Source organism: Georgenia ruanii, assembly GCF_009193175.1.
Lineage (GTDB): Bacteria > Actinomycetota > Actinomycetes > Actinomycetales > Actinomycetaceae > Georgenia > Georgenia ruanii.
Genome location: NZ_VUKE01000001.1, coordinates 116,578 through 135,364 on the forward strand (window position 1 = coordinate 116,578; position 18,787 = coordinate 135,364).

20 protein-coding genes are annotated in these 18,787 nt (G+C 75.1%); 3 read left to right on the forward strand and 17 right to left on the reverse strand.

The genetic code is table 11. The features are described from left to right. Position 1: 1 nt before the first annotated feature. The 10 genes from trmD to GD880_RS00560 form a co-directional block, all read right to left on the reverse strand. Complete coding sequence (trmD, locus tag GD880_RS21235; protein ID WP_152229682.1) at positions 2–1,495, reverse strand: tRNA (guanosine(37)-N1)-methyltransferase TrmD; 1,494 nt, start codon at positions 1,493–1,495, stop codon at positions 2–4. 1 nt (position 1,496) lies between these two features. Beyond that, positions 1,497–2,117, reverse strand: a complete 621-nt coding sequence (gene rimM / locus GD880_RS00520; protein WP_152229683.1) for a ribosome maturation factor RimM — start codon at positions 2,115–2,117, stop codon at positions 1,497–1,499. A gap of 92 nt (positions 2,118–2,209) precedes the next feature. Beyond that, entirely contained in the window at positions 2,210–2,449 is a 240-nt protein-coding gene (locus GD880_RS00525; RefSeq protein WP_152229684.1) for an RNA-binding protein, read from the reverse strand. 5 nt (positions 2,450–2,454) lie between these two features. Next, positions 2,455–2,904: a 30S ribosomal protein S16 gene (rpsP, locus tag GD880_RS00530; protein ID WP_152229685.1), complete on the reverse strand. Its 450-nt coding sequence runs from the start codon at positions 2,902–2,904 to the stop codon at positions 2,455–2,457. 191 nt (positions 2,905–3,095) lie between these two features. Further along, on the reverse strand, positions 3,096–4,943 hold the full coding sequence (nhaA, locus tag GD880_RS00535; RefSeq protein WP_152229686.1) for a Na+/H+ antiporter NhaA: 1,848 nt from the start codon (positions 4,941–4,943) through the stop codon (positions 3,096–3,098). 115 nt (positions 4,944–5,058) lie between these two features. After that, positions 5,059–5,859: an ABC transporter permease gene (locus tag GD880_RS00540; protein ID WP_152229687.1), complete on the reverse strand. Its 801-nt coding sequence runs from the start codon at positions 5,857–5,859 to the stop codon at positions 5,059–5,061. Further along, positions 5,856–6,791 carry an ABC transporter ATP-binding protein gene (locus tag GD880_RS00545; protein ID WP_152229688.1) on the reverse strand — a complete coding sequence of 312 codons (936 nt, stop codon included), beginning with the start codon at positions 6,789–6,791 and terminating at the stop codon, positions 5,856–5,858. Before GD880_RS00545 ends, GD880_RS00540 begins: the two co-directional genes overlap by 4 nt. 1 nt (position 6,792) lies before the next feature. Further along, positions 6,793–7,536 (reverse strand): hypothetical protein, encoded by a 744-nt coding sequence (locus GD880_RS00550; protein WP_152229689.1) that lies wholly within the window; start codon positions 7,534–7,536, stop codon positions 6,793–6,795. Beyond that, entirely contained in the window at positions 7,533–8,426 is an 894-nt protein-coding gene (locus tag GD880_RS00555) for an ATP-binding cassette domain-containing protein (RefSeq protein WP_152229690.1), read from the reverse strand. Before GD880_RS00555 ends, GD880_RS00550 begins: the two co-directional genes overlap by 4 nt. Next, entirely contained in the window at positions 8,423–8,794 is a 372-nt protein-coding gene (locus GD880_RS00560) for a GntR family transcriptional regulator (RefSeq protein ID WP_152229691.1), read from the reverse strand. The genes GD880_RS00555 and GD880_RS00560 overlap by 4 nt, the downstream gene beginning before the upstream one ends. 113 nt (positions 8,795–8,907) lie before the next feature. On the opposite strand from GD880_RS00560, the gene GD880_RS00565 reads away from it, so the two are divergent. Then, a complete protein-coding gene (locus GD880_RS00565) occupies positions 8,908–9,588 on the forward strand; it encodes a GOLPH3/VPS74 family protein (protein WP_152229692.1) in 681 nt (226 codons plus the stop codon). Between the two features lie 40 nt (positions 9,589–9,628). On the opposite strand, the gene GD880_RS00570 is transcribed toward GD880_RS00565, so the two are convergent. Both GD880_RS00570 and GD880_RS00575 read right to left on the reverse strand, forming a co-directional pair. Continuing rightward, complete coding sequence (locus GD880_RS00570) at positions 9,629–10,723, reverse strand: amidohydrolase family protein (RefSeq protein WP_152229693.1); 1,095 nt, start codon at positions 10,721–10,723, stop codon at positions 9,629–9,631. 105 nt (positions 10,724–10,828) lie between these two features. Continuing rightward, positions 10,829–11,041 carry a hypothetical protein gene (locus GD880_RS00575; RefSeq protein WP_152229694.1) on the reverse strand — a complete coding sequence of 71 codons (213 nt, stop codon included), beginning with the start codon at positions 11,039–11,041 and terminating at the stop codon, positions 10,829–10,831. Positions 11,042–11,191: 150 nt separating this feature from the next. Between GD880_RS00575 and GD880_RS00580 the strand changes: the two genes are divergently transcribed. Continuing rightward, positions 11,192–11,836, forward strand: a complete 645-nt coding sequence (locus GD880_RS00580) for a GAP family protein (RefSeq protein WP_152229695.1) — start codon at positions 11,192–11,194, stop codon at positions 11,834–11,836. A gap of 22 nt (positions 11,837–11,858) precedes the next feature. Here GD880_RS00580 and ffh read toward each other — a convergent pair whose 3' ends face one another. From ffh to ftsY, 5 genes are all read right to left on the reverse strand, one after another. Then, entirely contained in the window at positions 11,859–13,409 is a 1,551-nt protein-coding gene (gene ffh, locus GD880_RS00585; protein WP_152229696.1) for a signal recognition particle protein, read from the reverse strand. Positions 13,410–13,447: 38 nt separating this feature from the next. Further along, a complete protein-coding gene (locus tag GD880_RS00590; protein ID WP_152229697.1) occupies positions 13,448–15,247 on the reverse strand; it encodes a [protein-PII] uridylyltransferase family protein in 1,800 nt (599 codons plus the stop codon). A gap of 37 nt (positions 15,248–15,284) precedes the next feature. Further along, positions 15,285–15,623, reverse strand: a complete 339-nt coding sequence (locus GD880_RS00595) for a P-II family nitrogen regulator (protein ID WP_152229698.1) — start codon at positions 15,621–15,623, stop codon at positions 15,285–15,287. Next, on the reverse strand, positions 15,620–16,945 hold the full coding sequence (locus GD880_RS00600; protein WP_226909270.1) for an ammonium transporter: 1,326 nt from the start codon (positions 16,943–16,945) through the stop codon (positions 15,620–15,622). Before GD880_RS00600 ends, GD880_RS00595 begins: the two co-directional genes overlap by 4 nt. A gap of 215 nt (positions 16,946–17,160) precedes the next feature. Beyond that, positions 17,161–18,330, reverse strand: coding sequence for a signal recognition particle-docking protein FtsY (ftsY, locus tag GD880_RS00605; protein ID WP_152229699.1), 1,170 nt, complete (start codon positions 18,328–18,330; stop codon positions 17,161–17,163). Positions 18,331–18,499: 169 nt separating this feature from the next. Here ftsY and GD880_RS00610 point away from each other — a divergent pair, with 169 nt between their 5' ends. Then, positions 18,500–18,787 (forward strand): hypothetical protein, encoded by a 288-nt coding sequence (locus tag GD880_RS00610; protein WP_152229700.1) that lies wholly within the window; start codon positions 18,500–18,502, stop codon positions 18,785–18,787.

Consider the following 18,787-nt stretch of genomic DNA (forward strand, 5'->3'; position numbering starts at 1 on the left):
GTCAGCGCGACGGTGTGGTCTCCCCCACGGGGGCGCCCGACGCCCCGTCCGCACCCGGCGCGGGGCGCAGGTCGCGCACCATGACCACGTCCTCCTCCAGGCTCTCCCCCACCCGGAACCGCCGCATGCCCGCGACGACGAAGCCGTGGCGGGAGTAGCTGCGCTGGGCGCGGCGGTTGGCCTTGTTGGTGCCGAGCCACAGCGCCGCCACCGGCCGGTCCTCGACGGCGCGGCCGGCAACCTCCGCCACGGTGGCGTCCAGCAGCGCGCCGGCCACCCCCGACCCCTGGAAGGCGGGCCGGACGTAGACCTTGCTCAGCTCCGCGGCGGGCCGGGCGGCGACGACGGCCGCGACATCGGCGGCGTAGGGCTCCTCATCGGCCGCCAGCGGCAGCACGGTCAGGGTGTACCCCACCAGGCCGGCCGGTCCCGCGTCGGCGGCGAGCACCAGGTAGCGGGCGTCGTCGGCGAGGTAGGCCGCGAAGTGCGCGGCCGTGAGGTGGGCCTCGATGAAGGCCTGGACGTCCGCCTCGGCCATGTGCGGCGGGCAGGCCAGCGGGAACGTGGCGCCGGCGAGCTCGGCCAGCGCCGCGGCGTCGGCGGCGGTGCCGCGGCGCACGCGCACGCGCGTCGGGGCCGGCGCGGCGTCGGCGGAGGGGGCGTGGACGAACCAGCCGTGCCGGGCGAGCACCGCCCGGTCGGCCCGGTCCAGGGCCTCCGGGTCGAGCCGGGCGACCATGTCCGGGCGGCGCTCGGCGGTCCGCGCCAGCGCCTGGTCGCGGCGCCAGCGGGCGACCTTGCCGTGGTCGCCCGAGGTGAGGACCTCGGGCACGGCGAGGCCGGACCACACCGGGGGCTTGGTGTACACCGGGTACTCGAGCAGCCCCGCGGCCCCGTGGGACTCCTCCACGAGCGAGGCGGGGTTGCCGATCACGCCCGGCAGCAGGCGGGCCACCGCCTCGACGACGACGAGGGCGGCCACCTCCCCGCCGTTGAGGACGTAGTCGCCCAGGGAGATCTCGTGCACCTCGAGGGCGCCGCGGTAGTGCTCGGCGACCCGGGCGTCGATGCCTTCGTAGCGCCCGCAGGCGAGCACGAGCTGGTCGGCGCCGGCGAGGTCCTCGGCCATGGCCTGGGTGAAGCGCTCCCCGGAGGGCGTGGGCACGAGCAGGACCCGCCGCGGCGACGCCGCGGCGGGCGCGGGCGGGGCGGCGTCGGAGCCGTCGGGCGCGGGCGCGGGCGGGACGGCCGGAGTCGCGGCCGTCCCGGCCGCAAGCACGTCGTCGAGGGCCTTGCCCCACACGTCGGGGCGCATGACCATGCCGGCGCCGCCACCGAACGGGGTGTCGTCGACGGTGCGGTGGCGGTCGGTGGTCCAGTCGCGCAGGTCGTGCACCCGCAGGTCGAGCAGGCCGTCGCGGCGGGCCTTGCCCACCAGGGAGAGGTCGAGGGCGTCGAGGTAGGCGGGGAAGATCGTCAGGACGTCGATCCGCACGTCAGGCGCGCCCCTCGCCGTCGGCCCCCGCGTCCGCCTCCCCCGCGCCGCCGGCGTCGCCCGGCTGGTCCTCCCTCGCGGCCCCTCCGTCGTCCGGCGCGTCCGGCACGGCCGGGTCGGCGGCGAACAGCCCGCGCGGCGGGTCGAGGGTGATGGTGCCGGCGTCGGTGTCCACCTCGGGGACGAGCTCGGCGACGAACGGCACCCGGGCCTCCGCGCCGTCGGGCTCGGTCACGACGAGGACGTCCTGGGCGGGCAGGTGCTCCAGATCGGCGACGATGCCCAGCTCGCGGCCGTCGACGTGGACCACGCGCAGGCCCACCAGCTGGTGGGGGTACCAGCCCTCGTCGTCGTCGCCCTCGTCCTCGTCGCTCTCGACGACGAGGCGCACCCCGCGCAGGGACTCCGCCCCGGTGCGGTCGTGCGCCTCCTCGAAGAGGGCGTAGGTGGCGTCCTTGGACTCCCGCGTCCGCACGACGGTGAGGGGACCGGCGTCGGCCGGGTCGGTCTCGAGGACGTTGCCGACGGCGAGGCGGCGCGCGGGGTCGTCGGTGCGCAGGTCCAGGCGCACCTCCCCCTTGAGTCCGTGGGGCGCTCCGATGATGGCGACGGTCAGCAGCACGCCGGCTCCTTCTGATGGTCGGGGGGCGCGCAGCGCCCCGGGTGCGCGCAGACCCGGCCCGCGGGTGCGGGCCGGGTCTGCGGGTGCTGTGCTCAGCGGCGGTCGGTGTCCACCACGTCGACCCGCACGGGGCCGGAGGTGGACAGCGCACCGACGACGGTGCGCAGGGCCCGGGCGGTGCGCCCGGACCGGCCGATGACACGGCCCAGGTCCTCCGGGTGCACGCGCACCTCCAGCAGCTCCCCGCGGCGCAGGGACCGGCTGGAGACGCGCACGTCGTCCGGGTGGTCGACGATGCCGCGCACGAGGTGCTCGAGAGCGTCGGCCAGCACGGGGATCAGGCGTCCTCGGAGGGCGCCTCGGCCTCCGCTGCCTCGCCCTCACCGGTGGCGCCGGCGGCCTTGGCCTCGGCGGCGCGGGCCTTGCGCTTCTCGGCGTCGTCCTCGGCGGCCTTGACGGCCGCGGCGCGCGCCTCGGCCAGGGCCTCCGCGGAGGCGTCCTTGGTGCGCAGGGTGCCCTCGGCGCCCGGCAGGCCCTTGAACTTCTGCCAGTCACCGGTGACCTTGAGCAGGGCGGCGACCTGCTCCGTGGGCTGGGCGCCCACGGAGAGCCAGTACTGCGCCCGCTCGGAGTCGATGTGGATGAGCGAGGGCTCCTCGATCGGGTGGTACTTCCCGATCTCCTCGATCGCCCGGCCGTCGCGCTTGGTGCGCGAGTCCATGACGACGACGCGGTAGTACGGCGCGCGGATCTTGCCCATGCGCTTGAGACGGATCTTGACTGCCACTAGGTGGTCACTCCTGGTTTCGTGAAGGGGTGGACCGCGCAGGACCCCGGTGGGTGTCGGCGTCTCGGTTGGTCGCAGGACGCGGCGTCGGGCGGTGAGAGGGGCCGACCGGGCCGAGTACAGCGGGTCATTCTGCCAGATCCCCGGGCGCGACCGAAACCCGTGCGGACGGGTGTGACGGGTGGGGCGCGTCACGCCCCGGGGGCGGCCCCGGCCCGCTGCTCGAGGTCCCACCGCAGCTCGGTGACCACCCGGTAGGAGTTCACCGGTCCGCGCAGACGCCGCCCGTCCAGGAAGACCACCGGGCGCGGCGGGAGCTGGGCGGCGTCGGCGTCGAGGTTGTCGTCCTCCACACGGCCGAGATGGGCGGCGGTGCGCACGTCCCGGACGAACCGGTCCACGTCCAGCCCCACCTCCGCGGCCACGCCGCGCAGCGCGTGGGCGTCGGGCCGGCCGGCGCGGGCGACCACGGCGTCGTGCATCTGCCAGAACCGCCCCTGCGCCCCGGCGGCCTCCAGCGCGAGGGCCGTGACGACGTCGGCGTCCGCAGTGGCGTGGTGGCGGAACACCACCCGCACCTGGGACCCCAGTCGCTCGCGCGTCTCGCGCAGGACCTCCGCGGTGCGGGTGCGATAGGCGGCGTCCAGCGCCGCGTAGACGACGACGGTGGTGGGGGCGTCCGCCGGCCCGCGCACGTGGTCGCGCGCGACGTCGACCGGCCGGGGCAGGACCGTCCCGGCGGGGATGGGCAGCGGGCGCAGCCGGTCGCCCAGGGCGAAGATCGCCCAGGCGACGAGCAGCGCCAGGGCCGAGGCCAGGAGCACCCCCACCCGGGCCTCGTCCTGCAGGCGGGGGTCGGTGAGGGCCAGGTCGATGACGAGCAGGGAGATGGTGAAGCCCATCCCCGACAGCGCGCCCACCCCGGCCAGGCGGGGCAGGTCGAGGCCGGCGGTGCGACTGGCGGGCACGAGCCGCTGCACGATGCCGGTGGTCCCCGCGATCCCGACGAGCTTGCCGAGGACCAGCCCGGCGACGATGCCCCACGTCAGCGCCGACGTCAGCGCGGCCGAGAGCATCTCCCCGGAGAGCTTCACCCCGGCGTTGGACAGGGCGAAGACCGGCACGACGCCGTAGTTGACGTAGGGCGCGAGCAGGTCGGAGAGGCGCTGGTTCATTGGTACGGACCGGTCGATGCTGCGCCGGGCGAGGCGGGCGGCGCGGGCGACCGGCGCCTGCCGGAAGAGGTGCACGATGTGCGAGGCGGCGTCGACGTCCTGCAGCCGGGTGGGGAAGACGGGCATGAGCAGGGCGATGAGGACGCCGGCCAGGGTGGCGTGCACGCCGGAGAAGTACACCGCCAGCCAGGTGGCCACGCCCACGAGCAGGTACGGCGTCACCCGCCACAGCCGTAGGTGCTGGAGCAGCCAGATGAGCCCGAGCCCGACGGCGGCCGCGGCCAGGGCGAGGAAGTCGAGGTCGTGGGTGTAGAAGACGGCGATGACCGTCAGCGCGCCGATGTCGTCGACGACGGCGAGGGCGAGGAGGAACACCCGCAGGCGCGGCGCGTTCGCGGGTCCCACGAGCGCGAGCATGCCCAGGGCGAAGGCGGTGTCGGTGGAGATCACCGCCCCCCAGGCGGCGCCGGCCGGGCTGCCGTGGTTGAACGCCAGGAAGATCACCGCGGGCAGGACGAGCCCGCCCACGGCCGCCAGGACCGGCAGCAGCGCGCGCGAGGAGTCGCGCAGCTCGCCGAGGGTGAACTCGCGGCGCACGTCCAGGCCGACCACGAAGAAGAACAGGGCCATGAGCCCGTCGTTGACCCACGTGGCCAGGGACAGGGACAGCCCCCAGCCGCCGAGGTGCACACCCAGCTCGGTCGACCAGAAGGCGTCGTAGGAGCCGCCGACGTTCGCCCAGACGAGGGCGACGGCCGTGGCCGCCGCGAGCACCACGGCGGCCCAGGAGTCGTTGCCCCCGCCGCTGCGCCCGCGCCGCCGAGGGCGGCGTGCCTGTCGCGCGCGGACCTGATCGCTGGACAAACCCGCTCCCGGTGGGTGATGGGGATGCACCGGGCGGCACCCGGCGGCCGGCGCGCTGTCCCGCCAGGCTAGGCCCGGGGTGGAACCGCCCGCAGGTCGGGACCGCCGGCCGTGATCAGGACCACCGGAACAGGCGGGCGGCCAGCGGGTACAGGACGGCGACGTAGCCGGCCATGACGAGCAGCTGCATCGCCGGGACCCCGCCCTCGAACCAGGCGGCGGTGAGTGCCTGGCTCGCCGCCCCGAGCGGGGTCCAGGCGGCCACCTTCGCCACCGCGTCCGGCATGATCGGGCCCGGCGTCCACATGCCGGCGAAGAAGAGCATCGGGAAGTAGACGAGCATTCCCAGGCTCCCCGCCGTGCTGGCCTTGCCCGCCCGCGCGGCGATGAGCAGGCCCACCCCGAACATCGCCGCCGCCCCGAGGACGAAGGCGAGCAGCGCGGTGGCCGGCTGGCGCGGCGCCGGGGCGTCGAAGACCAGGGCCGCGGCGGCCAGCGCGACGACCGAGGCGAGCACCAGGGCCACGACCCCGATGACCACCTGGGAGACGAGCACGCCCTGCGGGCGCATCGGGGTGGTGCACAGCCGGCGGAGCACGCCCTGCTCGCGGTAGCCGGCGAGGGCCACCGGCATCGTGCTGAGCGCGGGCGTGGCGATGGCGGTGGCCAGGGCGACGGGGGCGAAGACGTCGACGGCGCGCAGGCCGGCCCAGGGTTCGGGCTGGTCGGTGATCACGTCCCGCATGCCGGGGATGGCGAAGCCGACGCCGATCAGGAGGATGGCCGGGAAGGCGAGGGCGAAGAAGGCGCTGCCGGGGTCGCGCAGGAACAGCCGCGCCTCGGCCAGGGTCAGGGCGCGCAGGGCGCGAGCGCCGGGCGGTCGGGTGCGGATGACGGTCTGGGCGGGCGCGCTCATGGCAGGACCTCCGTGGTGTCGGGGCGGGCCCCGGTGACGTCGACGAAGACGTCCTCCAGGGAGCGGGACAGGGTGCGGATCTCGTCGGGGACGACGTCGCCCTCGGCCAGGGCGAGGATGGTGGCGGGCAGGACCCGCGCGCCGCCGGTCACCTCCAGCTCCTCGCCGACACCGACGACGGTGTCGACGTCGGGGAGCCTGGTCAGGCCGGCCGCCACGTCCGCCGGCGTCCCGGCCGGCAGGCGCATGCGGAAGGTGCGCCGCCGCTCGGTGCCGCTGACCAGCGCGGCGGGGCTGCCCTCGGCCACCACCCGGCCGCGGTCGATGATCGCGACCCGGTCGGCGAGGCGCTCCGCCTCGTCCATGAAGTGGGTGACCAGGACGATGGTGACGCCGCTGTCACGCACCCGCTCGATGAGCTCCCACGTGTCGCGGCGAGCCTGGGGGTCGAGCCCGGTCGTCAGCTCGTCGAGCACGGCCACCTCGGGGTTGCCGACCAGCGCCAGGGCGATGGACAGCCGCTGCTGCTGGCCGCCCGAGAGGTCCTTGAAGGCCGTGTCCTGCTTCTCGGTGAGGCCGAGCATCCGCACCAGCTCCATCGGGTCGGCGGGGTCGGCGTAGAAGGAGGCGTACAGCTCCAGCGCCTCACGCACCCGCAGCCGCGGGGGCAGCCGCGCCTCCTGGAGCTGGATGCCGAGCCGGGGGCGCACCGCGCCGGGGTCGTGCTGGGGGTCCACCCCCAGCACCCGCAGGGCGCCGCCGTCGGCCTGGCGCAGCCCGGCGAGGCACTCGACCACGGTGGACTTGCCGGCCCCGTTCGGACCGAGGATGCCGAAGATCTCGCCGCGCTCGACGGCGAAGGAGACATCGGTGACGGCGACGTTCGCGCCGTAGGACTTGCGCAGGTTCGTGACCTCGATGACGGGACTCATCTCAGGACGCCACCTTCCGGATCGGGACATCGCGGGCGAGCAGGTAGTAGGCGAGCGCGGCCAGCGCCAGGACGATCACGGAGACGAGGGCGGTGACCGGGGCGGACGGATCCAGCGCCGCGAGGAGCTGAAACTGCCCGGTGGTCAGGTCCGGGGACCCGACGAGGTAGATGGGCCCGAGCGTCAGCGGCAGGACGACGGTGCCCCACCAGCCGCCGAGCCGGTAGTAGGCCATCCCCACGAGCAGGCCGCTGAGCTGGCCGGCCACGAAGGACAGCACCAGCCCGGGGACGACGCCGAGGCCCGCGTCGGGGGCGAAGCCGTTCTGGTCGCCCACGCCGCCACCCGAGCCGACGTGGCTCCACCCGTTCGCGGCGTAGACCATCCCCTCCACTTCCAGGCCCAGGCCCACGAGGACGGCGTAGGCGACCCCGACGACGACGCCGACAGTGACGGTGGCCCGCACGAACGCGGCGCGGGTGAGGCCGTTGCCGACATGGGCGGCGATGCCCGCGACGCAGAAGATGATCGCCATGGCGAAGCCGGTCCACAGGGCGCCGTGCCGGCTGAACTGGAAGATCGAGACCTCGACCTCGGCGAAGCGGTCGAGGAGGGTGATCACCACCGTGCCGACGACGGCCATGGTGGCCCACAGCCATACCCCGATGACGGCCTGGCCGCGCATCAGCCATCGGGCGGCGCGCACCCACGGCGCGCGGACCGGTCTGGTGTTGGTGAGCATCATCGGGACTCCCCCGCGGTCAGGTGGATGAAGAGGTCCTGCAGGGGAACGCCGCCGAGCCGGAGGCCGGCCGCGGCGGCCCGGTCCAGGGCGCCGTCGTCGAGGTCGTCGAAGACGGTGACCTGTCGGGTGGGGCCCAGGTCGCGGGTGCCGACGACCCCGAGGCCGGCGACGGCGGCGTCGACCCGGTCGGCGGGCCCGGTGATGGTGACGCCCTTGGCGCGCAGGGCGTCGGTCTCCTCGCACAGCAGCACCCGCCCGCCGTCGAGGATCACCACCCTCTCGAGCAGGTGCTCGACCTCGCCGATGAGGTGGCTGGAGAGGATCACCGTGCGGGGGTGGGCCACGACGTCGGTCAGCAGCACGTCGTAGAAGCGCTGCCGCGACGGGGCGTCCATGCCGAGGTGGACCTCGTCGAAGATGGTCAGGGGCGCGCGGGTGGCGAGGCCGATGACGGCGCCGAGCGCCGACCGCTGCCCGCGGGACAGATGGTCCGGGGTCTTGCGGCGGTCGAGGGCGAAGGCGTCGACCAGCTCCTCCGCCCAGGCGGCGTCAAAGCCGGGGCGCATGGCGGCGGCGTACCGGAGGTTGGTGGCGACCTTCTCGTAGGCCAGCACGTCGCCGCCCTCGCGGACGAGGCCGGTGCCGGCCATGACGCGGGCGTTCTCGAACGGGTCCTCCCCGTCCACGCGCACCTCGCCCGATGCGCCGCGGCGCATCGCGGCGAGCACGGACAGCAGCGTGGTCTTGCCGGAGCCGTTGCGGCCCAGCAGCCCGTAGATGCCGCCGGCGGGCAGGTCGAAGGTGACACCGCCGAGTGCCGTGGTGCGGCCGTAGCGCACGGTCAGGTCGCGCACGGCGACACCGAACCCGGCCTCGTGCTGAGCGGTCATCGCTCGGTCCTCCTGGGGTGGGTGCGGGTGATGTGCCCGACGAGCTCGTCGACGCCGATGCCGAGCAGGTCGGCCTGGGCCAGGGCGGGGTCGAGCACCTCGGCGAAGAAGGTCTGCCGGTGCTGGTCCAGCAGGCGCTCGCGGGCGCCGGACGCGACGAACATGCCCACGCCCCGGCGCTTGTAGAGCAGCCCCTCGTCGACCAGCTCGGCGAAGGCCTTGGCCGCGGTGGCGGGGTTGATGCGGTACGTCGTGGCGTACTGGGTGGTCGACATGACCTGTCCCTCCTCGGGAAGGGTGCCGGCGAGGATCTCGGCGCGGATCTGCTGGGCGATCTGGACGTAGATGGGCTCACGTCCCTCGAACATGACCCACCTCCACGGCGCTTTGGTTCATTACTCGACTAATGAACCACAGAACCTGGACTTGGGCAAGGAGTTTCCTCCCGGGTCCGCCGCGGCCCCCTCGCTAGGGTGGCGTCATGCTGCTCGCCGAGGACCTGCTGCTTCTGCTCACCGACGACGCCAGCGGTCGCCCGACGCTCGACGGCACACGCCTCGACCTGGTCCTGGCCGGCGCGGTGGTGCTCGACCTGGCGGTGGCCGGCCGCGTCGACGTCAGCGGGCCCGGCGAGCCGGTGCGCCCCGGGCGGCTCGTGGTCCGGGCCCCCTCCCCCACCGGCGACGCCGTCCTCGACGAGGCGCTGCGCCGCGTCGCCGCGCGCCGCCCGGCCAAGCCGGAAGCGGTGCTGCCCGGGCTCGCCAAGCAGCTGCGCCCCACCCTGCTCACCCGGCTGACCGAGCGCGGCATCCTGCGCGCCGCGGAGGGCCGGGTGCTGGGCATCTTCCCCACGCGGGCCTGGCCGGCGGCGGACTCCTCCCACGAGGACGGCGTGCGCCGGGGGCTGCACGAGGTGCTCGTGGTCGGGCGGTCACCGGCGCCTCGCGAGGCCGCCCTGATCTCCCTGCTCGACGCCGCCGGTCAGGTGCCCAAGGTCCTGGCGGGCAGCGGCCTGGACCGGCGCGAGCTGCGCCGTCGCGCCCGGGACATCGCCGCCGGGGAGTTCGCCGGCGCCGCCGTGCGCCGGGCGATCGAGGCGGTCACGGCCGCCACCATGGCCGCCATCAGCGCCGGCGCCGTGGCGGCGAGCGGCGGGAGCTGAGGACGCTCGGGCACGACGGCTCCCCGGGCGGGCCCGGCGCTCAGAGCGGGCGCCCGCGCAAGATGACGGCCGTGGGCCGGGAGGTGACGGCGACGTCCTGGCGGGGGTCGGCGTCGTAGACCACGACGTCGGCGCTGGCCCCCTCGGCGATGCCGGGGACGCCGAGGTAGCGGCGCGCCCGCCAGCTGGCCGCGGCGACGACCTCGACGGCCGGCACGCCGGCGCGCGCCACCTCGGCCAGCTCGGCCGGCAGGGACCCGTGGCCGATGGTGCCGCCCGCGTCCGAGCCCATGAGGAGCGGGACCCCGGCCTCGTGCAGGGCGCGGACCTGGGCGTAGCGGCGGTCGTGCATCCGCCGCATGCGGGCGGCGTAGCGGGGGTACTTGGCCCCGGCCTGGTCGGCGATGTCGGCGAAGCGCCCGACCTGCAGGAGCGTGGGCGTGACCGGGATGCGGCGGTGGGCGGCCTCGGCGATCTGGTCGGCGTCCATGCCGGTGCCGTGCTCGATGCCGTCGATGCCGGCGTCCAGCAGCGGGTCGACCGCCTCGCGGGAGAAGGTGTGGGCGGTGACGCGGGCGCCGTTGTCGTGGGCGGCGGCGATGGCGTCGTGCAGGACGTCGGCGGGCCACAGCGGGCGCAGGTCCGCCTCGGCCCCCTCGGACCGGTCGATCCAGTCGGCGACGATCTTCACCCAGCCGTCGCCGGCCCGGGCCTGCTCGGCGACGGCGGCGGGGAGCCGGGCGACGTCGTCGAGCTCGAGACCGAAGTGGCGCAGGTACCGCTTGGGCCGGGCCAGGTGGCGGCCGGCGCGGACGAGGCGGGGCAGGTCCGCGCGGGCCTGGACCCAGCGGGTGTCCATGGGCGAGCCGGCGTCGCGGATCAGGAGCGTGCCGGCGTCGCGGTCGGCCTTGGCCTGGGTGAGGGCCTCCTCCTCGTCCACCTCCCCGCCCGGGCCGAGGCCGATGTGGCAGTGCACGTCGACCAGGCCGGGCAGCACCCAGCCGGTGAGCTGCCGGGCGCCCGCGGCCCCGGGCGGCGGGGTGCGGGTGAGGCGGCCGTCGGCCACCCAGACCTCCTCGAGCTCGGTGGCGTCGTCGACGAGCACGGTGCCGCGCAGGTGCAGGAGGTCGCTCATGGCCAGAGGCTCTCACGCCGCGCGCCGCGGGCCGTGCCGCCCCACCGGGCGAGACGTCAGCTGCGGGGGGGCGCCGGCCGCGGGAAGCGCCGGCCGCGGGAGGCGTCAGCCGCCGCGCCGGGCCAGCTCGAGCGCCCAGGCGCGCGCCGCCTCGTGGCCGGGCAGCGGCGGGCGCACCGGCCGCCCCGCGACGCCCCCGGAGCCTGTCGCTGCGTCCGGAAACCCGGTGGCGCCGGCGTCGCGCTCGTCGCGGTAGGCGTCCGCCGCCCGCCTGGCGCGCGCCGCGGCGGCGATCGCCTCGGGAGTCAGGAAGGCCATGGCGGGTCTCCAGGCCGCACCGTCGTGGCGTCGCCCGAGCGGCGCGGGTCATCCACGACGGAGGACGCCGCGGCGCGCTCGGGGCACCACGATGGCCACCGCGACGCGGCGACGGCGCGCGGGCCACGCGCCGGGATGCGCGAGGTGGTCATGACCCTGGACCTGCTCCTCATCGGACTGGCGATCACGCTCGAACCCCTTCCCATGAGCGCCTACATCCTCATCCTCTCCGGCGAGTGGGGCGCCCGCACGGGCCTGGGCTTCGTCCTGGGATGGGTGCTCACCCTCGTCGGCCTGGTGGTGCTGACGCTGGTCGTCACCGGCGGCAAGCCGCTCGCGACGGGGTCGGCGCCGTCGACGGCGTCGCTGGTCGTCAAGATCCTGCTCGGGCTGTGCCTGCTGGTCCTCGCCTGGCGCACCCGGGCGCGACGCGGACGTCCGCCCGCCCCGCCCGCCTGGATGGCGCGGCTCGACACGATGAACCTCGCGGCGGCGATGGGGCTCGGCTTCCTGCTCCAGCCGTGGTTCCTGGTCGCGGCCGGGGTCGCCACGGTCACCGCGGCGGACCTGTCGAACGGGGCGACGGTCCTGACGCTGGTGGGCTTCTGCGTGCTGGCCTCGGCCAGCTACCTGGTGATGGAGGCGTACGTCGTGCTGTCGCCCGCGGCCGCCCGGGAGAGGCTGGACCGGCTGCGCAGCTGGATCACCGTGCACCAGGACCAGATCGTCGTCGTGGTGTCCGTCGCGCTCGGGTTGTGGCTGATCGGGAAGAGCAGCTACCTGCTGGTGACGTGAGGCGGGTGGCCCCCGCGTCGCCTCACCGCAGGTACTTCTGCAGCTCCTCGAGGTCGGGCATCTCCTGGTCCTGCCGCGGCGCGCCGAGGCCGAACGCGGAGCCGGCCGGCTGCTGCGGCACGCGCGTGGCGGCCTCGCGCTCCTGCTGGGCCCGCTTCGCCGGGTTTCCCGACTTGCCCTTCTTGCCCTTCTTCGGCGGGGCCTGCATGCGGCCCTTGGCCTTCTTCCCGCCGCCGGGCAGCATGCCCATGCCGGGCACGCCGCGACCGGCGCCGCGGGCCATCTGCCGCATCATCGTCTTGGCCTGGTCGAAGCGCTCCATGAGCGCGTTGACCTCGGTCACCGTGGTGCCGGACCCGCGGGCGATGCGCTGGCGGCGCGAGCCGTTGAGGATCCTGGGGTTGGTGCGCTCGGCCGGCGTCATGGAGTTGACGATGGCCTCGACGCGGTCGACCTCGCGCTCGTCGAAGTTCTCCAGCTGCTCGCGCATCTGGCCCATGCCCGGCAGCATGCCGAGCATCTTCTTCATCGAGCCCATCTTCTTGAGCTGGTTGAGCTGGACGAGGAAGTCCTGGAGGGTGAAGTCGCCGTCGCCGGCGATCTTCGCGGCCATCTCCTCGGCCTGCTGGGCGTCGAACGCCTTCTCGGCCTGCTCGATGAGGGTGAGGATGTCGCCCATGTCGAGGATGCGGGAGGCCATCCGGTCGGCGTGGAAGCGCTCGAAGTCGGAGAGCTTCTCGCCGGTGGAGGCGAACAGCACCGGCTTGCCGGTCACCCCGCGCACCGACAGCGCCGCGCCGCCGCGGGCGTCGCCGTCGAGCTTGGTGAGCACGACGCCGCTGAAGCCCACGCCCTCGGCGAAGGCGTTGGCGGTGGTCACGGCGTCCTGACCGATCATCGCGTCGAGGACGAAGAGGGTCTCGTCGGGGTCGACGGCGTCGCGGATGTCCGCGGCCTGCTGCATCATCTCGGCGTCGATGCCCAGCCGGCCGGCGGTGTCGACGATCACCACGGAGTACTGCTTGTCGCGGGCCTGCTGGACGCCGGAGCGGGCGACGGCGACCGGGTCGCCCACGCCGTTGCCGGGCTCGGGCGCCCACACCGGCACCCCGGCCTGCTCGCCGACCACCTGCAGCTGGGTGACCGCGTTGGGTCGCTGCAGGTCGGCGGCGACGAGCATCGGGGTGTGCCCCTGCTCGCGCAGCCACCGGCCGAGCTTGGCCGCCAGCGTGGTCTTGCCGGCGCCCTGGAGGCCGGCGAGCATGATCACCGTCGGCGGGTGCTTGGCGAAGTGCAGGTCGCGGGCCTCGCCGCCGAGGATCTCGACGAGCTCGGCGTTGACGATCTTGATGACCTGCTGGGCCGGGTTGAGCGCCTGGGAGACCTCGGCGGACTTGGCCCGCTCGCGCACGCTGGCGGCGAACGCACGCACGACCGGCAGCGCGACGTCGGCGTCGAGCAGGGCGCGCCGGATCTCGGAGACCGTGGCGTCGATGTCGGCCTCGGAGAGGCGGCCCTTGCCGCGCAGCTGCTTGAAGGAGGCGGTGAGCCGGTCGGACAGGTTGGCGAACAAGGCACTACCTCAGGTCGGAAGATGACGGGAACTGAGGATCAGGGTAGTGCCAGTTCGGCCGCAACCCGAGTGAAGAGCGTCTCGACCAGGCCCGCCCGCCAGGTCGTCCACGCCTGCGGACCGGCCGCGCGGGCGTCCGCCTCGGTCAGCCGGCGCAGCAGCGCCAGGACGTCCGGGCGGCGCTCGACCGCGTCCGCGACCTCGGCGAGGACGGCCGGGTCGGCCAGGTTCCGCCGGGTGGCCACGGCCGGCAGCAGCAGGTGCCGGCGCACCAGGAGCACGACCGTGTCGCGGTCCGCCGGCTCCAGGCCCAGGCGCTCGAGCAGCGGGCGGACGACCCGGGCGCCGGTGGCGCTGTGGTCGTGCCCGCCGGGCACCTTGCCCAGGTCGTGGAAGAACGCGGCGAGCAGCAGGAGGTCCTCGCGCGGCGCCGGCCCGCCGGTGGCGGGGGCGCGGGCGGCGGTCTCGACGAGGTGGCGGTCGACGGTGTAGCGGTGCAGCGGGTTGCGCTGGGGGCGGTTGCGCACCGCCGCCCACTCCGGGAACCACCGGGTCACCACCCCGGCGAGGTCGAGGGCCTCCCACACCGGCACCTGCGCCGGGCCCGCGCCGAGCACCTCGAGCAGCAACGCCCGCGCCTGCGCCGGCCAGGGCTCGGGCACCGGGGCCGCCTGGGCCAGGCTGGTGAGGGTCACCGGCGACAGCGGCAGCCCGGTGCGGGCCGCCGTCGCCGCCGCGCGCAGCGCGAGCAGCGGGTCCGCGGCCGGGTCCGCGTCGCCGGCCAGGACGATCTCGCCGTCGTGCTCGGCCAGCCCCTTCCCCAGCGAGGGCAGGCGCGGCGGGGTCGGGCGGCCGCGCACCACCAGCGGGCGGACGAACCGCGGCCGCGCCGTCTCCCGCCGGGCGCGGCGCACGGTCGCGTCCAGGGCGGCGGAGATCACCCGCGCGGCCTGGGCCACGGAGGCGAGCAGGTCGTCGGCGGCGTCGCTGACCGCGGCCCCGGCGGCGGTCGTGGCCACCACCTCGTGGCGGCCCGGGTGCCCCAGGCCGAGGAGCCGGGCGACGTCGTCCTGCTCGGGCAGCAGCAGCCGGGTGGTGCGCCGCCCGGTGACCAGGGTGAGCGCGTCGCGCACGTCGAGCAGGTGCGCGTAGGCGTCGTCGAGGTCGCCGTGCGGGCGGTCGGTCAGCCAGCTGGCGGTCAGGGCGTGGGCGACGACGCCGTCGCGCAGGCCGCCGCGGGCCTCCTTGACGTCGGGCTCGACGAGGTAGGCGAGCTCCCCGGCCCGCGCGGCCCGGTCGCCGACCGAGGCGAGCAGCTCGGGCAGGCGCCGGCGGGCGGCGCGGCGCCAGTCGGCGAGCACCGCCCCGGCGGCCGCCTGGGCGAGGGCGCCGTCGCCGGCGACGGCGCGCACGTCGAGCAGCCCGACGGCGGCGGGCAGGTCCGCCGAGGCGACCCGCCGGCACTGCTCGAGGCTGCGCACGGCGTGGTCGAGGTCGAGCCGGGCGTCCCACAGCGGGTACCACAGGGCGTCCGCCAGCGCGGCGAGCGCGGCGCCGTCGAGGGTGCGCCCGTCGTGCACCAGGAGCAGGTCGAGGTCCGACAGCGGCCCGCCGTCGCGCCGGCCGAGGCTGCCCACCGCGGTCAGGGCGACGCCGTGGTCGAGGTCGAGCCCGGTGTCGCGCGCGGCGCCGGCCCACAGGTCCGCGAGCGCGGCGTCGGTGAGGTCGGCGAGCGCGCGGCGGTACCGGGCGCCGCCGGCGCCGGGCTCCGGGGCGGGCAGCGCGAGACGGGCCTGGCGCAGCTCCCCCACCGTGGGGGACTGCGCCAGGCCCGTCATGCGTCGCTCCTCGTGCTGGCCGGTCGCCCGGCCGGGGTCACAGCGCCTCGGCGCCCCGCTCGCCGGTGCGGACCCGGATGACGTCCTCGACCGGGACGGTCCAGACCTTCCCGTCGCCGATGCGCCCGGAGTGGGCGGCGCCCACGACGGCGTCGACGACGGCGGGGGCGTCGACGTCGTCGACGACGACCTCGATGCGCACCTTCGGGACCAGCTCGATGGTGTACTCCGCCCCGCGGTAGACCTCGGTGTGGCCGTGCTGGCGGCCGTAGCCGTTCGCCTCGGACACGGTCATGCCGTGCACGCCGGCGGCCTCGAGGGCCCTCTTCACGTCGTCGAGCCGGTGCGGCTGGACGATTGCTGTCACGAGCTTCATGCGTTCGCCTCCGTCGTGGTGCGCGCCGCCTCCGGGATGGTACGTGCCGCACCGACATTTGCCTCGGTGGCGAACCTACCGGCCGTGATGCCCTCGTACGCGGACTCGCCGTGCTCGAACTGGTCGATGCCGCCCACCTCGACCTCGTCGCGCACCCGCCAGCCCATCGCCGCCTTGAGCGCGAGCCCGATGATCGTGGTCATCACGCCGGAGAAGATCACCGCGGCGAGGGCGATGACGGCCTGGACGAGGAGCTGGGCCCCGCCGCCGCCGTAGAACAGGCCGGTGGTCGTGCTGAGGAAGCCGATGGACACGGTGCCGACGAGGCCGCCGACGAGGTGGACGCCGACGACGTCGAGGGAGTCGTCGTAGCCGAAGCGGTACTTCAGGCCCACGGCGAGGGCGCACAGGGCGCCGGCGACCAGGCCGAGGATGATCGCCCCGCCCGGGCTCAGCGCCCCGGCGGCCGGGGTGATGGCCACCAGGCCGGCCACCACGCCGGAGGCCGCGCCGAGCGAGGTGGCGTGACCGTCGCGGATCTTCTCGGTGAGCAGCCAGCCGAGCATGGCGGCGGCGGTGGCGGAGCTGGTGTTGACCCACGCGAGGCCGGCCGTGCCGTTGGCGCCGAAGGCCGAGCCGGCGTTGAACCCGAACCAGCCGAACCACAGCAGGCCGGCGCCGATCATCGTCAGCGGCAGGTTGTGCGGCTTCATCGGCACGGTGCCGAAGCCCCGGCGCTTGCCGATGATGAGGGCGAGCACGAGGCCGGCCATACCGGCGTTGATGTGGACGACCGTTCCGCCGGCGAAGTCGATGGGCGCGGCGATGCCGCCGAGGGGCCCGGCGGCGCTGAGCAGCCCGTTGTCCCAGACCATGTGGGACATCGGGAAGTACACCAGGGTCGCCCAGATCGCCGCGAAAACCATCCAGGTGGAGAACCGCGCGCGGTCCGCGATCGCGCCGGAGATCAGGGCGACGGTGATGATCGCGAACGTCACCTGGAACGCGACGTCGACGATCACCGGGAAGTTGTTGGAGGTCAGCGCGAAGTCGCCGCCGGGACCGTAGATGGCGCCATCGAGGCCGAAGTTGGTGAACGGGTTGCCGACGACGCCGCCGATGTTGGTGCCACCGAAGGACATCGACCAGCCCCACAGCACGTAGATGACGCCGACGACGCCCATGGCGCCGAAGGACATCATCATCATGTTCAGGACGGACTTCGACCGGGACATGCCGCCGTAGAAGAGCGCCAGCCCGGGGGTCATGAGGAGCACGAGCGACGATGCGGCCAGCATCCACGCGGTGGTTCCGGTGTCCATGGTTCCTCCCTCGCCAGCACGATCGGCTGGTCGGGGACAAGCGTCTCCAGCGCACGTTTCGTGCGGCGCACCCGCATGTTTCGGGCGCGTGACGAGATGCCGCGGGATGTGAAATCCGTGTTGCCGCGCCGGGCGTCGGGCGGGACGCGAACGGCCCGGCGCCGCGCGGGGCGGGCCGGGCCGGTCGGGGTGCGCCGTCGGAGAGCAGGACGCCGTCAGGACAGCAGGGCGTCGACGAACTCCTCGGGCTCGAAGGGGGCGAGGTCGTCCGGGCCCTCGCCGAGGCCGACGAACTTCACCGGGACGCCGAGCTCGCGCTGTACGGCGACGACGATGCCGCCCTTGGCGGTGCCGTCGAGCTTGGTCAGCACGATGCCGGTGATGTCCACGGCCTGGGAGAAGACCTCGGCCTGGCGCATGCCGTTCTGCCCGGTGGTCGCGTCCAGCACGAGCAGCACCTCGCGCACGGGGGCCTGCCGGGACATCACGCGCTTGATCTTGCCCAGCTCGTCCATGAGGCCGGCCTTGTTCTGCAGGCGGCCGGCGGTGTCGACGAGCACGACGTCCGCGCCCGCCCCGCGGCCCTCCTTGACGGCGTCGAAGGCGACGGCGGCGGGGTCGGCGCCCTCGCGCTCGGAGCGGACCACCGGGACACCGACGCGGGCACCCCAGGTGCTGAGCTGGTCGGCCGCGGCCGCGCGGAAGGTGTCCGCGGCGCCCAGGACGACGTCGTGGTCCTCGGCGACGAGCAGGCGGGCGAGCTTGCCCACCGTGGTGGTCTTGCCGGTGCCGTTGACCCCGACGACGAGCACGGTGGCCGGGTGGGGCTGGCCGTCGTCGCCGATGGCCGGCTCGACGTGGAGCACGCGGTCCATGGTGGGGTCGACGAGCTCGAGCAGCTCGCGGCGCAGGACGGCCCGGACCTGCTCGGCGTCGGAGGTGCCGAGCACCTTGGTCTCGGTGCGCAGCTTGTCCATGAGCTCCGTGGTCGGCCCGACGCCGACGTCCGCGAGCAGCAGGGTCTCCTCGATCTCCTCCCAGTCGTTCTCGGCGAGGTCGCCGCGGGAGAGGATCGACAGCAGGGTCTGGCCGATGGTGCCCGAGCGGGCCAGCCGGGCGCGCAGGCGTTGCATGCGCCCGGCGACGGGCTCGGGCCGCTCGAGGGTGGGCGCCGGGGTCTCCGGTGGCGCCGGCTCCTCCGGCGCGGTCACGACCGGGGCGCTCGCCCCGGCGGCGGGGGGCTGGTCCACCTCGTAGGGGCTGACGTCCTCGGGCGGGAGGGTGGTGGGGCCGCGGCGGCGTCGGCCGGTGGTCAGGGCGACGGCCCCGACGACGACCAGCACGACCACGAGGACAGCGATGAGGATCCAGGCTTGGTCGGTCACTCCCCCAGTCTGGCGCAGCGTGCGGTGCCGCGCCGAGCGCGCACGCCGGGCCGCGGGCGGTGAGCGTCGGGCCAGGCCGGGAGCGCGGCATCGTCCGAACGGTCGGCAGCCGTTGCTCCTGTGCGGTGGGGCTCGCCAGGATGGGTCGTCATCTCCCAAGGAGGACGCGATGCCGGTACGTGCGATCTTCAGGGCCGATGGGGACCCCGATGACCTGTTGCACCGCTACGACAAGACGCTGCCGACTGCGACTGCCACCGCTCCGGTTCGCCCCGACGTGCACGTCTGCGCGCGCACGGACTCGGGCATCGTGATCGTGGACGTCTGGGCGTCTCGCGAGGACCTGGTCCGCGCCGTGGTGCAGAACGAGGATTTCCGGACGAGGTGGACGGAAGCCGGCTGGCCGGACGAGGCGGTCGAGGTCTACGAGATCCACAACAGCGGCTGGCCGGTCTAG